The 15,564-nt window shown below is 37.3% G+C and carries 17 protein-coding genes; 11 read left to right on the top strand and 6 right to left on the bottom strand.

The genetic code is table 11. The features are described 5' to 3' along the window. Positions 1-97: 97 nt before the first annotated feature. Positions 98-595: a HugZ family protein gene (locus tag H6G75_RS01915; protein ID WP_190978322.1), complete on the bottom strand. Its 498-nt coding sequence runs from the start codon at positions 593-595 to the stop codon at positions 98-100. Between the two features lie 346 nt (positions 596-941). Here H6G75_RS01915 and H6G75_RS01910 point away from each other — a divergent pair, with 346 nt between their 5' ends. From H6G75_RS01910 to H6G75_RS01885, 6 genes are all read left to right on the top strand, one after another. Next, a complete protein-coding gene (locus H6G75_RS01910) occupies positions 942-1,337 on the top strand; it encodes a type II toxin-antitoxin system RelE/ParE family toxin (RefSeq protein WP_190978321.1) in 396 nt (131 codons plus the stop codon). Further along, positions 1,309-1,626 (top strand): DNA-binding transcriptional regulator, encoded by a 318-nt coding sequence (locus tag H6G75_RS01905; RefSeq protein WP_190590615.1) that lies wholly within the window; start codon positions 1,309-1,311, stop codon positions 1,624-1,626. The genes H6G75_RS01910 and H6G75_RS01905 overlap by 29 nt, the downstream gene beginning before the upstream one ends. A gap of 102 nt (positions 1,627-1,728) precedes the next feature. Further along, positions 1,729-3,213 carry a CIA30 family protein gene (locus H6G75_RS01900; protein WP_190978320.1) on the top strand — a complete coding sequence of 495 codons (1,485 nt, stop codon included), beginning with the start codon at positions 1,729-1,731 and terminating at the stop codon, positions 3,211-3,213. Between the two features lie 131 nt (positions 3,214-3,344). Next, a complete protein-coding gene (locus tag H6G75_RS01895; RefSeq protein ID WP_190978319.1) occupies positions 3,345-3,692 on the top strand; it encodes a hypothetical protein in 348 nt (115 codons plus the stop codon). A gap of 5 nt (positions 3,693-3,697) precedes the next feature. Then, positions 3,698-4,090: a GFA family protein gene (locus H6G75_RS01890; RefSeq protein WP_190978318.1), complete on the top strand. Its 393-nt coding sequence runs from the start codon at positions 3,698-3,700 to the stop codon at positions 4,088-4,090. Positions 4,091-4,694: 604 nt separating this feature from the next. Beyond that, the gene (locus H6G75_RS01885; RefSeq protein ID WP_190978317.1) at positions 4,695-5,069 is read left to right on the top strand and encodes a hypothetical protein; all 375 of its coding nucleotides are present in this window, start codon (positions 4,695-4,697) and stop codon (positions 5,067-5,069) included. Positions 5,070-5,275: 206 nt separating this feature from the next. On the opposite strand, the gene H6G75_RS01880 is transcribed toward H6G75_RS01885, so the two are convergent. Next, the gene (locus H6G75_RS01880) at positions 5,276-6,064 is read right to left on the bottom strand and encodes a DUF1868 domain-containing protein (RefSeq protein ID WP_190978316.1); all 789 of its coding nucleotides are present in this window, start codon (positions 6,062-6,064) and stop codon (positions 5,276-5,278) included. A gap of 225 nt (positions 6,065-6,289) precedes the next feature. Between H6G75_RS01880 and holA the strand changes: the two genes are divergently transcribed. Both holA and H6G75_RS01870 read left to right on the top strand, forming a co-directional pair. Next, positions 6,290-7,291, top strand: a complete 1,002-nt coding sequence (gene holA, locus H6G75_RS01875; protein ID WP_190978315.1) for a DNA polymerase III subunit delta — start codon at positions 6,290-6,292, stop codon at positions 7,289-7,291. A gap of 99 nt (positions 7,292-7,390) precedes the next feature. Next, positions 7,391-7,855, top strand: coding sequence for a DUF4168 domain-containing protein (locus H6G75_RS01870; RefSeq protein WP_190978501.1), 465 nt, complete (start codon positions 7,391-7,393; stop codon positions 7,853-7,855). A 25-nt stretch (positions 7,856-7,880) separates the two neighbouring features. On the opposite strand, the gene H6G75_RS01865 is transcribed toward H6G75_RS01870, so the two are convergent. Both H6G75_RS01865 and H6G75_RS01860 read right to left on the bottom strand, forming a co-directional pair. Next, positions 7,881-9,869 carry an ATP-binding protein gene (locus H6G75_RS01865; RefSeq protein ID WP_190978314.1) on the bottom strand — a complete coding sequence of 663 codons (1,989 nt, stop codon included), beginning with the start codon at positions 9,867-9,869 and terminating at the stop codon, positions 7,881-7,883. A gap of 17 nt (positions 9,870-9,886) precedes the next feature. After that, positions 9,887-10,756, bottom strand: coding sequence for a substrate-binding domain-containing protein (locus tag H6G75_RS01860; RefSeq protein ID WP_190978313.1), 870 nt, complete (start codon positions 10,754-10,756; stop codon positions 9,887-9,889). Between the two features lie 372 nt (positions 10,757-11,128). Here H6G75_RS01860 and H6G75_RS01855 point away from each other — a divergent pair, with 372 nt between their 5' ends. Continuing rightward, positions 11,129-12,010: a hypothetical protein gene (locus H6G75_RS01855; protein WP_190978312.1), complete on the top strand. Its 882-nt coding sequence runs from the start codon at positions 11,129-11,131 to the stop codon at positions 12,008-12,010. Between the two features lie 287 nt (positions 12,011-12,297). Here the strand turns inward: H6G75_RS01855 and H6G75_RS01850 are convergent, their stop codons facing one another. Both H6G75_RS01850 and H6G75_RS01845 read right to left on the bottom strand, forming a co-directional pair. Next, a complete protein-coding gene (locus H6G75_RS01850) occupies positions 12,298-12,912 on the bottom strand; it encodes a Uma2 family endonuclease (protein WP_190978311.1) in 615 nt (204 codons plus the stop codon). An 88-nt stretch (positions 12,913-13,000) separates the two neighbouring features. Continuing rightward, complete coding sequence (locus tag H6G75_RS01845; RefSeq protein WP_190978310.1) at positions 13,001-14,614, bottom strand: adenylate/guanylate cyclase domain-containing protein; 1,614 nt, start codon at positions 14,612-14,614, stop codon at positions 13,001-13,003. Positions 14,615-14,649: 35 nt separating this feature from the next. Between H6G75_RS01845 and H6G75_RS01840 the strand changes: the two genes are divergently transcribed. Then, positions 14,650-14,862 carry a hypothetical protein gene (locus H6G75_RS01840; protein WP_190978309.1) on the top strand — a complete coding sequence of 71 codons (213 nt, stop codon included), beginning with the start codon at positions 14,650-14,652 and terminating at the stop codon, positions 14,860-14,862. A 253-nt stretch (positions 14,863-15,115) separates the two neighbouring features. Continuing rightward, positions 15,116-15,346: a hypothetical protein gene (locus H6G75_RS01835; protein WP_242051433.1), complete on the top strand. Its 231-nt coding sequence runs from the start codon at positions 15,116-15,118 to the stop codon at positions 15,344-15,346. Positions 15,347-15,564: the final 218 nt, after the last annotated feature.

Below are 15,564 nucleotides of genomic sequence, written 5' to 3'. Positions count from 1 at the left end.
GAAGTCAAGATAGTCCTAAATAATTTCCAAACATCTATCTCCCTTGTCTCCCTTGTCCCCCTTGTCTCCCTCATCTTCCAACAAAATGATCAAAAACCTAACGATTATCCCTCGTAATATGAGTCAATTCATTTAAATTGTCGCCGCTAATTTTATAAGCATTGCCAAAACCGAGGACAAAACGGCCGGAACTGGGAATAAGTTGAAAAATGCGAAAGTCCCCCAAGCTTTTTAAGACTTCAATCATTTCACCAAAACGTTCTTGCAGTTGGTCAACAATTTTATTCCAACTCTCTGTATCTCGTTCTATTAACGTCGCAGTACAATCAAAAGTTAGACGACGACGAGCAAAAATGTTATTACTTTTTGTTTCATCTTCAATAAATAAAATACTCACACGGGGATTAGCATAAATATTTTGGGTGTGGGCTGCCAAGTCGCTGATATAAATATAAATATTTTTGGCTGCATCACTGACAAAAGGTGCATAGCTACTATTAGGTATGCCCTCTGGACTGATAGTGCTAATAATGACACTTTGAAACTCTTGCAGAAAACTAGCGTATTCAGCTTGAGCGTTTTCTAGTTGGCTCATAAGTAATTTTTTGTATTATTAACAACATTTAGGTAAGTATTTTAGCGTTTTGAGCGATCGCCAAAACACCAATTTATTGTACCTACTTCCTCATCTTGAAGACCAAATCGGAATTAGCTACAGACATCGCCAAAATCCTATCAGTGATTAGCAAGATTGAAGAAACCTAGGACTTACGCAAGAACCCTCTCAAATCTTCTTAACTTCGTGTCCTTTGCGCCCTTTGCGGTTCGTTTTTTCATGATTTTGCGTAAGTCCTGAAACCATTATTCCATAGATGTGCCTACACGATATCCATCCTAAAATATAGTACCTAGTGCTATACTTTAACCAAAGAGACTATCAAATGAAAATTTACAAAAACCGTACTTTTGACCGTTGGGCGCGGAAGGAAGGCTTAAATGATCTTAGTCTCTGTAACGCTGCAAACGAAATGGCCGCAGGGCTTTATGATGCTGATTTAGGAAGTGGGTTGTTTAAAAAACGCATAGCAAAACCAGGGAAAGGTAAACGTGGTGGATTTCGGACACTAGTAGCTACTAATAATGAAGATCGTTGGTTTTTTATTTTTGGCTTTTCAAAAAACGAATGCAGTAACATTGACAAAGATGAAGAAGAAGCTCTGAAAATGTTATCTAAGCAATTACTTGTTTATACACTAGAAGAGCTTGAACAGGCAAAAGATAGTAATGCGTTAATAGAGGTGATTTGTAATGCGGAAGAAAAAATCAGCAATTCTTGAAGCAGTTCATGAGACAGCAAAAGACCTACACAAAGCTGGGCTAATGAATCAAACTACATTGCGCGACTTTGAACACTTATGTATACCTCCTATTGAGCCACTAGAACCTAATCAAATTAAAGAAATACGGGAATCATCTCAAGTCAGCCAAGCTGTTTTTGCACGTATTTTGAATATAAGTCCTTCAACAGTTCAAAAATGGGAAATAGGACAAAAAAAGCCTAGTGGAGCATCTCTTAAGCTACTGCACTTAGTAAAAAACCGTGGATTAAACAGTGTGTTGTATTAAAATTTTTGGCTCGTAAAACTTCCTTACGGGTTATTCCTATAATTTAACTTGTAAACTATTATTCACTTCTGGTCGCTCAAAAACTTTAATGAGGACGCAATTGTGAATGACAAAAATCGTTATCAATGGGACTTAGGTAGGTTTATCAACACCTTGTCTTACTTCGAGGTTATTCCTTTTCTCAACTGCATACAAAAACTTATCCAAGGTCGTTCCCAAGAAACACAACATAGACCTAATGGAGAAAAAAGCGTGGGTGTAATACTAGTAGCGGGTGCAACGGGTGGACTTGGTAAGCGAGTCGTGAGGCGGCTAAGAGAACAAGGTTATCAAGTGCGAGGTTTGGTACGTGATATTGACAAAGCACGGTCAATTTTGGGTAACGATGTTGACTTAGTAGTTGCAGACATCACCAAACCTGAAACTTTAACCGCATTAGTCATGGCGAATATTCAAGCCGTGATTTGTTGTACAGCAGTGCGTGTCCAACCAGTGGAAGGCGACACCAGCAATCGAGACAAATATTATCAAGGTGTGAAATTTTACCAGCCGGAAATTGTTGGCGACACTCCCGAAAATGTCGAATATCAAGGTGTCAAAAACTTAGTCGCAGCCGCCGCCAAATATCTCCCCGCCGCAAATGAAAAACTGATTTTTGATTTTACTCATCCCTCTGCTGAATTAAAAAATATTTGGGGTGCGTTAGATGATGTGGTGATGGGTGGTGTCAGTTCTAGTAATATTCAATTAACAGAAAATACTGCTGTGTTTGCTGGTAATGTTTCCACCGCCAACTCAGGTGGCTTTGCATCTGTGAGAACCAAAAACTTTGACCCACCATTTAATTTATCTGGTTACACAGGTGTAGAACTACGAGTTAAAGGTGATGGACAACGTTATAAACTCTTTCTCCGCCCTGATGCAACTTGGGATGGTTCAGGCTATAGCTATTCTTTTGATACCGTAGCTAATACTTGGATAAATATCCGCATTCCTTTTGCCGAATTAACACCTGTATTTCGCGCCAAAACTGTTAAAGATGCTCCACCATTAAATACTAGTAGAATTAGCTCATTTCAACTGATGTTGAGCAAATTTGAATATGATGGGGCGTTAAATCCTAAATTTACCCCTGGTGGTTTTTGTTTGCAGGTGGAATCTATTAAAGCCTACGGAGAGAAAACTTTACCAAAATTTGTGCTGGTTAGTTCCGCAGGTGTCACCCGTCCCGGAAGAGCAGGAATTAATTTAGATGAAGAACCTCCCGCAGTCAGATTAAATGACCAGTTGGGTGGGATTTTAACCTGGAAATTAAAAGGCGAGGATAGCTTAAGAGCTAGTGGTATTCCTTACACAATTATTAGACCTTGTGCCTTAACTGAAGAAAGTGGCGGACAGGAGTTAATTTTAGAACAAGGTGATAACATTCGGGGCAAAATCAGCCGCGAGGATGTGGCAGAACTTTGCGTACAAGCGTTAGAACAAAGTCAAGTGCATAATGTCACTTTTGAAATCAAAGCAACAGAAAATAAAGTGAACTCTCGCAATTGGGAGACACTATTTTCTGGTTTGCAACCTGATAAATAAATCAATACTCTATAGATTGATCAATATATATCAGCATACTTTTTTGGGAGGTGCGATCGCACCTCCCAACCTTGTTCAACTTTGCTATATCTTCTTCCTTCGCGCCCTTAGCGTTCTTTGCGGTTCGGACAATGAAAAGCATTCAAACATTAGGAATTGCAGTGGCTTTAGCCATTATCCTCTGGGCTGGGTTATTCTCTAACACTGCATCATCACAGCAAATCGAATCTCGCTTGAATAATTTACAGGCTGATTTCAATCGTCTGGAATCACGGTTAAGCCAAATAGAATCTCAACTCGGAAACACTCGCCAGTCTCCTAACTCGCGCACAAGAATCACCGTACCACAGTCAACTGGACGGAATTTATCACAAGCACAACGGGATAAAATGTTTGACCGTTTAGCAACTTTAGTGGTTGAATTAAAACAACAAGTGAATACTCTAGAACAACGCATTAGTAAGTTAGAATCTCGTTAATTAAGATGACAGAAAATATTTTAAAACCAATGACATACGAGGGTGGTTGTCATTGTGGCGCGGTACGTTTCCGAGTAGTTGTCAATAGCCACAAAGTTGATGATTGTAACTGTTCGATTTGCCGAAAAAAGGGCTTTTTACATTTAATAGTCCCCAAGGAACAATTTACGTTATTACAAGGTGAAACTGAGTTAACAACTTACAAATTTAATACAGGCGTTGCTCAACATAAATTTTGTAAAAATTGTGGGATACATTCTTTTTATATTCCCCGTAGCCATCCTGATTGTATTGATGTTAATGTCCGCTGTTTAGATGGTAATGTCATCTCCAATTTTGAAATTGTGCCTTTTGATGGGATGAATTGGGAAGAAAATATTCACAAATTGATTAATTAACAGATTGTCAATAGAGGGAATAGATAACAGATTTATTTGGATAAATTACAAACCCCTCTCTCCCTTGTCTACTCTGTCTACCTTGTCTTCCTCATTTCTCTTGTCTCTATTATTCATATATCAATAAGTAATTATATTGGTGTTCATCATTTAAATTAGCTTCCTGAATAACTCGCAGAAATACAAAAGATGGAATAGGAAATAAATATCCACTTAATTGTTGCGAAACGTAACAATAATCAGCTTAAATTCCTGATTTATTCAAAAGTTGGGGAGCTATTTTTTCACAAATTATTTATAACTGCTATATTGTTAATGTATGCTCTAGAGTAAGGGCAGAGAAGTTATCTGCGATTTATTGTTGTTTGAAGAAAAAACACGAAATATATATTTTTGTAGAGCAATTGCTAAAGAAAGATGATGAAACTCCAAACACAGGCGATTGAGATTATATAAAAGTTGTACCAGGAGTGAATGGATATCTGATTAGCCTGTTTTACAAGCTGATATATCTGAATAAAGGGAATCTCTTCAGTCAAGCAAGTATAGGAAAATTATTCAGTTTATATCAGTAATTAACCCTTTGAAATTAGGGAAAATTTCTATGAATCAACCATATCTCTCTCCCGATGATTTACCTTCTCATAAAACAACACTAATTAGTGAAGTATTACTTAGTCAGTTAGAAGAGACAGTCAAACAAAGGTTTTTTGCAGTTTGCGATCGCACCGTCCGTCTTTTATTATCTAGTTGTCATTGGTATTTCAAAATCAATAGCGGTATTCTCATATTAATTATGGTTTGCCATGATATAGAAAGTTATCAGAACATTATGATGACTGTGCCGCATTTAGCCGAAAAGTTAAAGCAATTTGCTAACCAAGCCAAAATTAGTATTAGTTCTCCAGTTAACCAAGGTACTCCTTGGGTAATCAGTGTCAATGATATCTTTTTCGGAGAAGAATCATCTGAGCGTTGAATCCTAATAAGTCAAGAGTTGGATAAACTCAGATATTGCATTGGAAGACTGAAGTCACAAGCCAGTTGCTAAAAAAATACTGGCTTGGCTACACAGGCAAAACCCACTAAGCCGCTAGTAAGTCGCTGTTTGTGTAGCCTTAAACTCCAGTCTAAGAGATACAAATTTAACAGTGAACAGTCATCAATAAAAAACTGATAACTGATTTAAAAATTTAAACTCGGCCAGTCTGGTTCACGATAATAACGTGTCATATCATCAAACTTCCGCAATTCAACTCGGTTAACCAGTAACTCTGGCGAATTCTCTAGCCACTGTTGATTTAATTGTGCAAGTAAATCACTGAATTTATTGCGGTCTAAATCTGGCGAAATATCACCAAAATAGCCCAATGTAATATGTGCTGTGAGGTGATAATGTTGCTCAATCCCCAATGCAATCAACTTGGGATTTTGATAAATTGTGCGGCGAAATTGAATAATTTGTTCATAAGAACTTTCATCTTTGGGGACTAAACAAACAGCCAATGCTCTTGGCATCAGAACTAATCCCAAAATTTGCCAATAAATTGGCTTACTTCCTGGTGTTATGGTTTGTTGATATTGTTGAAAAATTTCTTCACAGTAATGGTGTAATTCTTCCTCAAACTTGGGATTTTTTTCACAAGCATCAAGATAAGCATGATCCCAAATCAAATCTGCCAAGGTTAAATGAAAGCTGGCAGGTGGTACAGGGACAATCAAATCCTGGTTGACAGGTAACTGTAAAAGTTGCTGTTGATAAGTTGTTAAGGTTGCATAAAAAGCAGAGTTCTCTGCCGCTTCCTCCAACGTTGGGGTAATTAATGTATAACCAGGAAAAGGTGCTGCTTGTCTTGTTCCAGAAGCAGGTTGGAATTTAGAAGACTCCTGGATATGCTGAACTTGGGTTTTGTATGATTCTGGTAGCATCATTCTTGCTACCCGGTTTAGGTAAGTTTGGTAGTTGTCGTCCAATCTTCAATAGCCTCACATTCTTACTTGATAGATTTTAGGGAAAATTATCCAGTTGTGACTAAGTTGACTTAAAAAGTATTGAGGATTTGGGAAAGGGAGTGGGGAGAAAATATTGAGATGGGTGTAACCAAGAGAGAAAGGAAGGGGTGTGGGAGGTGTGGGAGGATAGTGAAGAAATCTTTCCCCCCACACTCCCCATTCTCTTCACACATGAGAGGTTGATATATGCCGGTTTTAGTTTACTGGGGTGAAGATGACTTTGCGATGGAAAAAGCGGTTAATTCGTTGCGCGATCGCATTTTAGATCCCCTGTGGACAGATTTTAACTATTCTTATTTTGCGCCTGATCAATCTGATGCTGCGATTGCGGCTTTAAATCAAGCGATGACTCCGGCTTTTGGTGCTGGTGGACGTTTGGTTTGGCTGATGAACACTAACCTTTGTCAACAATGTCCTGAAAATGTATTGGCGGAATTGACGCGCACCTTACCAGTCATTCCCGAAAATTCCTATTTATTGCTTACCAGTCGCAATAAACCAGATGAACGGCTAAAATCTACCAAATTGCTGAAACAAGTCACCACAGAGTTTCGGGAATTTTCGCTGATTCCCCCGTGGAAAACTGAATTAATTGTGCAAGCTGTGCAGCAAGCGGCGCAAACAGTAGGAGTGCAACTCGCGCCGAAAACTGCCGAACTGTTAGCCGAAGCTGTGGGTAATGATACAAGGCTACTTTATAACGAGTTAGAAAAATTGCGGCTGTATCATCTTGATCACAAAAAGCCTTTAGATGTCGAGACAGTTAGTAAATTAGTCAGAAATACTACGCAAAATAGTTTACAATTAGCAGCAGCAATTAGAACAGGCGATACAGGTAAAGCTTTAACTGTATTGACTGACTTGCTAAATGCAGCCGAACCAGGATTGCGGATAGTGGCAACATTAATTGGTCAATTTCGCACTTGGTTATGGGTCAAAATTGTCACAGATAGCGGTGAGCGTAACCCACAAGCGATCGCTCAAGCTGCTGATGTCAGCAACCCTAAACGTATCTACTTTTTACAACAAGAAGTCAAATTCCTGTCTGTGCAGCAACTAATTTCGTGTTTACCGTTACTGTTGGAGTTAGAAGTCAGCCTTAAGCAAGGATCTGGGGAAATATCCACACTCCAAACCAAAGTTATTGAACTTTGTCAAATATGTAAAGGCAACGGAAAATACATATAAAATTTCGGTACACTGAAATTTTGATTGGAACTTCTCACACCCAAAATAATTCACAATCAATAAAGCACCCCTACGATTCAGTCCTGTGTCCCAGACATGATTAACAAAATTACTAACTTGTTTTTCCGAGATACACTAGTAAATTTATTACCTAAAAACTTTTTTTTCGGAGTGATGGCTAGTGCAAGTTTGTTAGCCAGCACATTAACATTTACAGCCAAAGCTGATGCTCAAACTCCCACAGTCAATAATAATGAAATCGTCAGCTATGCCCAAGCTGTCTTAGCAATGGAACCATCGCGTCAACAAGCCTTTAGCGAAATCAAAAAACTAATTGGTGGTGGAGAAATTCCTCAGATAGTTTGTAACGATCCTAAAAGCATTAACAGTCTACCACGCAAAGCCAGAGATATTGCTGTCAACTACTGTAATCGCTCCCAAACAATCGTGGAAGAAAATGGCTTAAGCATTGAGCGGTTCAATAAGATTACTATGGAAATTCAAAATGACAATAACTTAAAAAGGCAAGTTTACAACACCTTGATTCGTCTGCAAAAAAAATAATTTTGATAATTGCAAAAATTAAAATTTAGCGGATTGGAATTGTAATTACAAATTCTGTACCTGTGCCTGGTGATGAAATACATTGTAATGCTCCACGATGCTTTTCAGTCACTATCTGGTAACTAATCGACAATCCTAAACCAGTTCCCTTACCAATTGGTTTAGTAGTGAAAAATGGATCAAATAAACGACTTTGTACTTCCTGGGGAATGCCTGTCCCATTATCAGCAATATGAATACTAATATTTTCCTGGTCGCATACAGAAGAAATGCGAATTATCGGCTGTGAACAGAGATTTTTTTCCCAAGCCTCTTCTAAAGCGTCAACTGCATTGGCCAAAATATTCATAAATACCTGATTTAATTGCCCAGCAAAACATTTAATCTCCGGCATTTCACAATAATCTTTAATGACTTGAATTTCAGGGCGATGAGGTTGAGCTTTCAGGCGATGGCGCAAAATTAACAAAGTGCTATCTATCCCATCATGCACATTTGCACTTTTAAATTCAGCTTCATCTAAGCGGGAGAAAATTCGCAAAGAAAGAACAATTTGATGAATACGTTCTGCACCTACCTTCATAGAAGTTAAGATTTTGGGTAAGTCTTGCAGAATGTATTCAATATCAACTTCTTCGATGACATGTTGAATATGAGCATCTGGATAGGGATAGGATTGTTGATACAGGTGAATTAAGTGCAAGATATCGTTAACATAATTTTCCGCGTGTCCCACATTGCCATAAATAAAAGTCACGGGATTGTTAATTTCATGGGCAACACCAGCAACTAATTGACCTAACGATGACATTTTCTCAGTTTGAATTAGTTGAGCCTGAGTCTGCTTTAACTCATTTAATGTATGTTTTAAATCACGATTTTTTTGTTCAATTTCTTGTGTACGTTCCTTGATTTTCTGCTCTAAATTTTGACTGTATGTTTCTAATTTTTCTTTAGCAGCATACTGTTCTGTTAAAAGCTGTTTTACTTGTTGAATTAGCTGATTTAAAGAAATAGCTAGAACACCCACTTCATCTTGAGTGATAACTGGCGCTTGTAAGTCAAAATCTGCATCTTCTGTAACTTTTTTGGCAATTTTAGTCACAGCTTGCAAAGGACGAGTAATTTTTTGGCTAATTAAATAGCCTATCAATGTAACAAGTGTTGCTCCTAAGAAAAACAAAATTTCTAAGCGTACCCAAAGTGCATCTTGGGTTGTTTTTAATTGCAAAGTTGGATAAAGTATAGTGGTGATTAAAGACTGACTTGCTCCTTTAAATAAGATACTTTTAGCAAAATATTCTTGTTGATTAATAACTACTTCGATGGTCGATGAATCTGGAGAAGGCGGTTGCCATTTTATCAGTTCAATTTCTGGTATAGTTGATGCAATAATTGTATCTTTTTTTGTGCTGACTATTTGTTTTGCAGAACCAATAGCAACTTGTTCTAAAAATGACTCATCTACTAAATTACCAATCATAATTCCGCCAATAATTTTTTCAGCAGATTTAATTGGTAAGATTGCTACTTGCAGTACTTGTAAATTGCCTTTTACGTCCACGAAATCATTTAGAATAGAGCCACTACTGACAAGGTTAGTAATATCTTTATCCAGTAACTTAAAATTATTCAAATTTGCGTGTTTTATTTCAACTAAGGTATTACCATTAGTATCAACTACTTTTATCCAAGCCAGTTCTAAGGAAGTTCTGATTGGTAGTAGCTCTTGTAGTAGCCTTGCCCTATCTTGTTGTTCAATAGCTAAGTGGATTGTTTCACGTCCGGCTATTAAATTTCCTTGGACTTCTAAATCTTGCTGTTCATGCTCAAAATCTGTGTAAACTCTAGCTGCAAAACTCGCAACTTCTAGACGGATATTCTGTTCTAGACTATTAGTAAACCAATGTCCAATAATCAATAAACATAATATAAATATGCTCAAAAATACAGCCAGATATGAGAAAATAATTTTCTGGCTGAGATTGAGACGAAAGCGAAAATTTCTTCGCATAGCAGTTATAAATATATTTAATTCTTGGTAAGAAAGCCTTTGTCTTGCAGTAGTTTAGTACCATCTGGACTAAAAACAAAATCGATAAATTTTTGGGTATTAGATGTAGGTGTTTTCTGCCAAATAAGTCCAAGATGACGTACCATTTGATATTTACCGCTAGTGAAATTTTCCTTGTTTGGTGCATTACCATTCAGCTTGAGGTGATTGACTGGTAATTGATTAATTAGAGAATAAGCTAGAGAAAAAGTCCCAATAGAATAAGGAGTGCTTTGTAAAGTATCAATTAGCTCTCCTTCTTTATTGAGAATTACAGCCTGAGTTGTAGTTTTATCTTTTCCTAGATAGTATTTTCGCAGTAGTTTTTTTGCAGATTCATCTTCAGGCCTATCCAAGACCACGATTTTAGCATTTGGCCCGCCTAATTCTTTCCAGTTGGTAATTTTGCCAGCGTAAATTGACTTTAACTGATCAGTTGTTAAATTCGTTACACCTTTAACGCTGTTGTGGGTAGCAACAACCAGCAAATCTTGTGCCAATTCTCGATATTGAATTTTACCATCATCTTCTTCTGGCTTGAGTTTGTGGCTACTACTAGCAATATCGACAATACCATTTTTCAGGGCTGCGATCGCTCCTTCTGATTGACTTTGGGAAATAAACTCAAATGTGGCCGTTTTGTTGTTGGCTTGATAAGCTTCTGTGAGTACTTTTAAAAGGGTAACAGATGAACTAGAACTAGCAAGTTTGATTGGTGGCTGGGTTTGGGGATTATTTTGACTGTTAATTTGACTGTTATTTGTCGTACTGGTTGATTTAACAGAGTTACAACTACAAAGCCCTAACAAGACTAATGCTAAGAGAATTCGAGTAGTAATAATTTTCATGGTGAGTCAGCAAATGCTTTGTTTAGAATAATTGTCATTTTAGATTACCCAATCACTGAGGCAGAGTAACAGTAAATAATCGTGAAATTACGGTGTAGACAATTCATGATGGCAACAGTAATACTTACAAAAATTGATAAGTTTTGTATCATACTCAATACTTAGATTTTGCTAATGTATTTGTGCTGGCGATCGCTCTTTTGTAGTTCATCCAACTCTCAGGAAGACTACCCGTGAACTGCACAATTTTTATACCAGTAAATAAAATTAAAAAGTTTTAACTTAGTAGCGCATTCTCCAAACCCACTATAAAATCAGACTCAATCTTTATGTTGATGTCCATTATTGCTATTAAATAGCAGGAAATTTGCTATGAAAAAAATTAATAAATCTATATTTTTAACTTTGGCTACTGTTGGTTTATCAGTCAGTTATTCAAGTTTATTTGCCACTGAAAATCATCTTCAGCAAGCGGCTAATTCACCAAAGCAATTGTTGGTGCAGTCCCAAAAAATACCTTATGTATATGAATATTTAGATAAAAATAAACCAGAAAGTTACAACTATTTGAAAAAGCAACTAAACGCATCTATTCAAGATGCTAAACAGCCAAGTCAAAATAAAGTTATTAATAACCTTTGGGCATTATCCGCCACTAACCCCAAAATTAAAACGCGAGAACGGGACGGTAAAACAGAATTTTTGATGGTGAGTTGGCTATATACATCAAATCCCAGCACAGACTGGCCTATAGGTACAAAAGAAATCAGCCGTCAAACTTGGTTAACAGCGTTTCCTCAAGTGCAGGAATTTTGTCAAAACTGCAAAGGAACGGGCATTGATTTGCCTGGGAATGTCATGTTAGCTTTGAGATTACAGCAGTATTTAGGCTTAATTTTAAATAAAAGTGCTAATAAAACTCACTTTGTAGAAATGTGGGTAAAAGCAGAAGACTTAAGCAGACCATGTATTGACCCAGAAATTAACGATTCGACTTGCAATGTTTTACCTGTTCCTGTACCTAAAACTAATTCTCTGCTGCACGATATTTATCAAAACTCTTTTGAGAATGACAAAAAAGAATACTATCCTTGGACTGGTTTAGGTTATACCTACGATTGGGGAAATCCGAAAAAGCCTCATGTTGGTGCTAGTGAATTTCTCATTAATGGTACTAACGACAAACCAGTTACAGTAGAAGTTGTTGCTGTTAAAGAAACTCTAGAATATTGTAATAACCAGTATTTAAAGTAAAAGCTGATTTTCAATAAGTAAAAATAGAGAGCATCAGATCCCCGACTTCTTTAAGAAGTCGGGGATATTTTTGTTTATAAATAATTGATGATTACACCATCACCTTCTGTGCTTCTTGCCGGACTGCTGCTCATCGTAACTGTTTCCGCCGCTTTAGCGATGTGATTATGGTAGACTTTGATGATGAACAGATGCAGAAATTTATTACTAATTGGTTTCAATCAGAAGCAGATAAGCAATCTAAGACTGGCAAGCAATTGAAGCGCGGATGTTGTTAGCTCAAAATATTAGTTAGCCGCATCAAAAATTTGTTGTGCAGTTAAATTTAATTGCGGAAAAGTAGGCGACACAATATTAATATTACCTTGAAACGGAGTCATTTGATATTCACCCTCAACTAACTCACATACAAAAATAGTCGGTTGTTTGGGATTTCCGATAAACTTTCTACCACCTAATCCAGCATAATCAGCAATCCAATATTCAGCAATTCCCATCTCTTCATAATCTCTAAATTTATTATAATAATCGTCACGCCAATTACTCGATACAACCTCAACTACCAAAGGAACAGATGCGGCTTGACTGACTGTTGAGTACTTTTCAAAAAGTGGTTCATTGTCAAGATTCTCAAGATTTAGCAGCAACACATCAGGTAAATATGCAGATTCAGCAGATGGAGTTTTCACAAATGTAGTTTTAGGTATAGTGTAGGGACGATTCAGCCGAAAAAACTCGACAGTTAGCTGACACGCGATAAATCCTAAAACTTTTTCATGCGTTCCGCTTGGAGGTGGCATTTCAAAAATTACTCCCCTGTGTAATTCGTAGAGTTTACCATCGTTGGGATACCATTCAATAAATTCATTGAAAGTAAATAATTTAGGCAAAGCTTGAGTCATAATCTCGCCTCCACAAGTATTTTATGCCAATGCGTAATTAACTATTATGAGAAAACCGATAAAAAAATGAAATCTAAAGGCAATAATATTAACTCATTTTTGTTTGATAAACCTTGACTAACCTATCAATACCTTTAAACCGATGATCGCCCATTTCTTGAAAATCTGAAGGATCTGTCAGCATTTGATAGGTGGCTTCACTAATCACACATTCCCCAGGGGGACAAACAGCTTCCATTCGCGCGGCTAAGTTAATGGTAGCGCCTAGGGCGGTGTAATCTACCCGTTGGGAACTGCCAACATCTCCAACGACGGCTTTACCACTGTTAATTGCAATGCGTAATTGTAGAGGTTCTTCCCAAAAACCTTTGGCGTTTAATTTTTGCAGACGTGTGAGCATTCCTTTGGCGGCTGCGGTGGCGCGGTCTGCGTGGTCTAGCAGTGGTTCAGGAGCGCCAAAAAATGCCATGATACAATCGCCAATATATTTATCTAAAGTGCCACCGTAGGCAAATACTTCTTGTAGCATTTCTTCAAATAAATTATTTAATAGTTGGGCGATCGCCTTTGGTGTTAATCTTTCCGAAAGTGCTGTAAACCCGACTAAATCTGCAAAGACAATACTAATTTCACTTTCTGTTGTCGGCAAACGTCCATCTGGTAAACCACCCACAGAAATTAACTGCTGCACAACGGCGGGAGAATGATAACGTTCTAAGCGGTGACGAATTACTTCTTCGGTTTTGAGTTTTTCTACTAATAGCCAACGCTGGACACTCGAAGCCACCACATTTGCTAAAGCCGAAAAAAAGCTGAGTTCTTCTTCACCATCATTTTCCCAATGATAAGAGGAAAGATGGGCATCAGCATAAAGAACGCCAACAACTTTATTTTCATCCCACAAAGGTACAGCCATTGCGCTGCGAATACCTTTGACTAAAATACTATGTTCGCCAGCAAATCTTTCATCTTTGTGAGTATCAGCAGTTTGAATTGCGACTTTTTCTTCAAATACTTTTTGACAAATACTGCGACTAATCCAGCTACCATCAGCTGCTAAATATTTTTTTTCCGCAGCATTTCTTGTTCCAGCGTTGACTAATTCTAGATGATTACACCCATTGATATCAATTAATAAAGCCAAGCGGTCAATACTGTCGAGATAACGAAACACTACTTGTTGGACTTGGGAGAAAATTTCTTCTATTGATGCGGCAGCGCAGAGATTTTTGGCAATATCTACCAAGTCTTTCAGGCGGGCAATACTTTTGTTTTTAGTAGTAATATCATCATCCTGACTTTCAGGTGCTATCCACTGCTGTTGTAATTGTTTGACATTGCGTAATATCGTTCTTTGTTCGTTATTATCAGCAACTGCTTGCAGAGGTTTTATTTGTATTGCCGGATTGACCAACATTACTACTAAGCTGACATTTCCTAACCAAATAATATCGCCATTTTGTAAATCTCGTGTAGCAGTCACAAAACTTTGATTGACTTGCGTACCATTTTTACTACCTAAATCTTCAATAGCCCATGCACCGTTAGCTTTTTTTCGTAACAGCGCGTGTTTTCGGGAGATACCACCAAAAGGTAAATAAAGGTCACATTCTGGTAAACGACCAATGGTGAATTCATCTTGATTCACTGTTATCGTTGTTTCTGTTTCTCCTTGTTGTAGGCGCAGTGTAAGTTCAGTCATGAGTATGGTTTGTTTATCCTGGAAGCAGGGGAACCATGATTAACGCAAAGGATACCAGGATAAATCCTTTACCTTATCTTTATGGCACTGTTGATGGCATTCCGACAACTATCTACCTTAAATTAAGTATCCACGCAGATACAGATGTTGTCGTTGGTATAACCTCTTCAGCACTTCATTTGCAGTATAAACCGCAAAGGAGTAGAGGAGAGAAATTGACGTTTTTACCTCAATTAATCAAGTACTAGATTTTTACTGAGTAACTTTCAAGCTAAATTGCTGTATATCAGCACAAAAATAAATTATACTCAGTAATTTTTTCTCGACAATTCTTTATAAGTCTATTTTAAACAGAAAAAATTAGTTACTCAATTTTTTAAATTAATAGTTAACTTGTATAAAATTATACTTTAATATAAAGATATGAGAAAGGCGATCGCCCTTGTGGAAGAGTCTGCGATCGCCTTTCTTTCAACCCCAAAACAGGAGTTAATTAATATCATGGCACAAGAAAGAGAAAACCCAGACAATCAACAGCCAGTCCAACAGCCATTTTCTCGCAGAGAATCTATTAAACATTTGTTGATTGGTTCGCCAAAAGCAGTCACCAGCACAATACATTATTTGCAGGCGATCGGTTATGCAAATGTCGGAGATTGGAGTCCATTATTACCCACAGAAAACTCTAGTGAAGTGATGAGTATTTTAATCCGACAAATTTTAACTGCATAACTTGAAAACATAACCCCAATCTCAATACTTGGGGTTATGTTTTGCCCAAATCTTCAACCACAACACACAACAATATATAATTTAGCCTTGAGCAGAAGTGTTGAATGTTAAGAAAAAACCGATAAAAATCGCCCAAAGTTTGGTAAAATTTGGGCGATAAACATAAATATATCTGTTTGATAGTGATTATAAATACATTTCCCAAAGTTGTCAAAGAT

Origin of the sequence: Nostoc sp. FACHB-280, assembly GCF_014697615.1 — a bacterium.
Taxonomy (GTDB): domain Bacteria; phylum Cyanobacteriota; class Cyanobacteriia; order Cyanobacteriales; family Nostocaceae; genus Nostoc_B.
The sequence above is the reverse complement of the archived record's forward strand: the minus strand, read 5'-3'. Positions and strand labels throughout refer to the sequence as shown.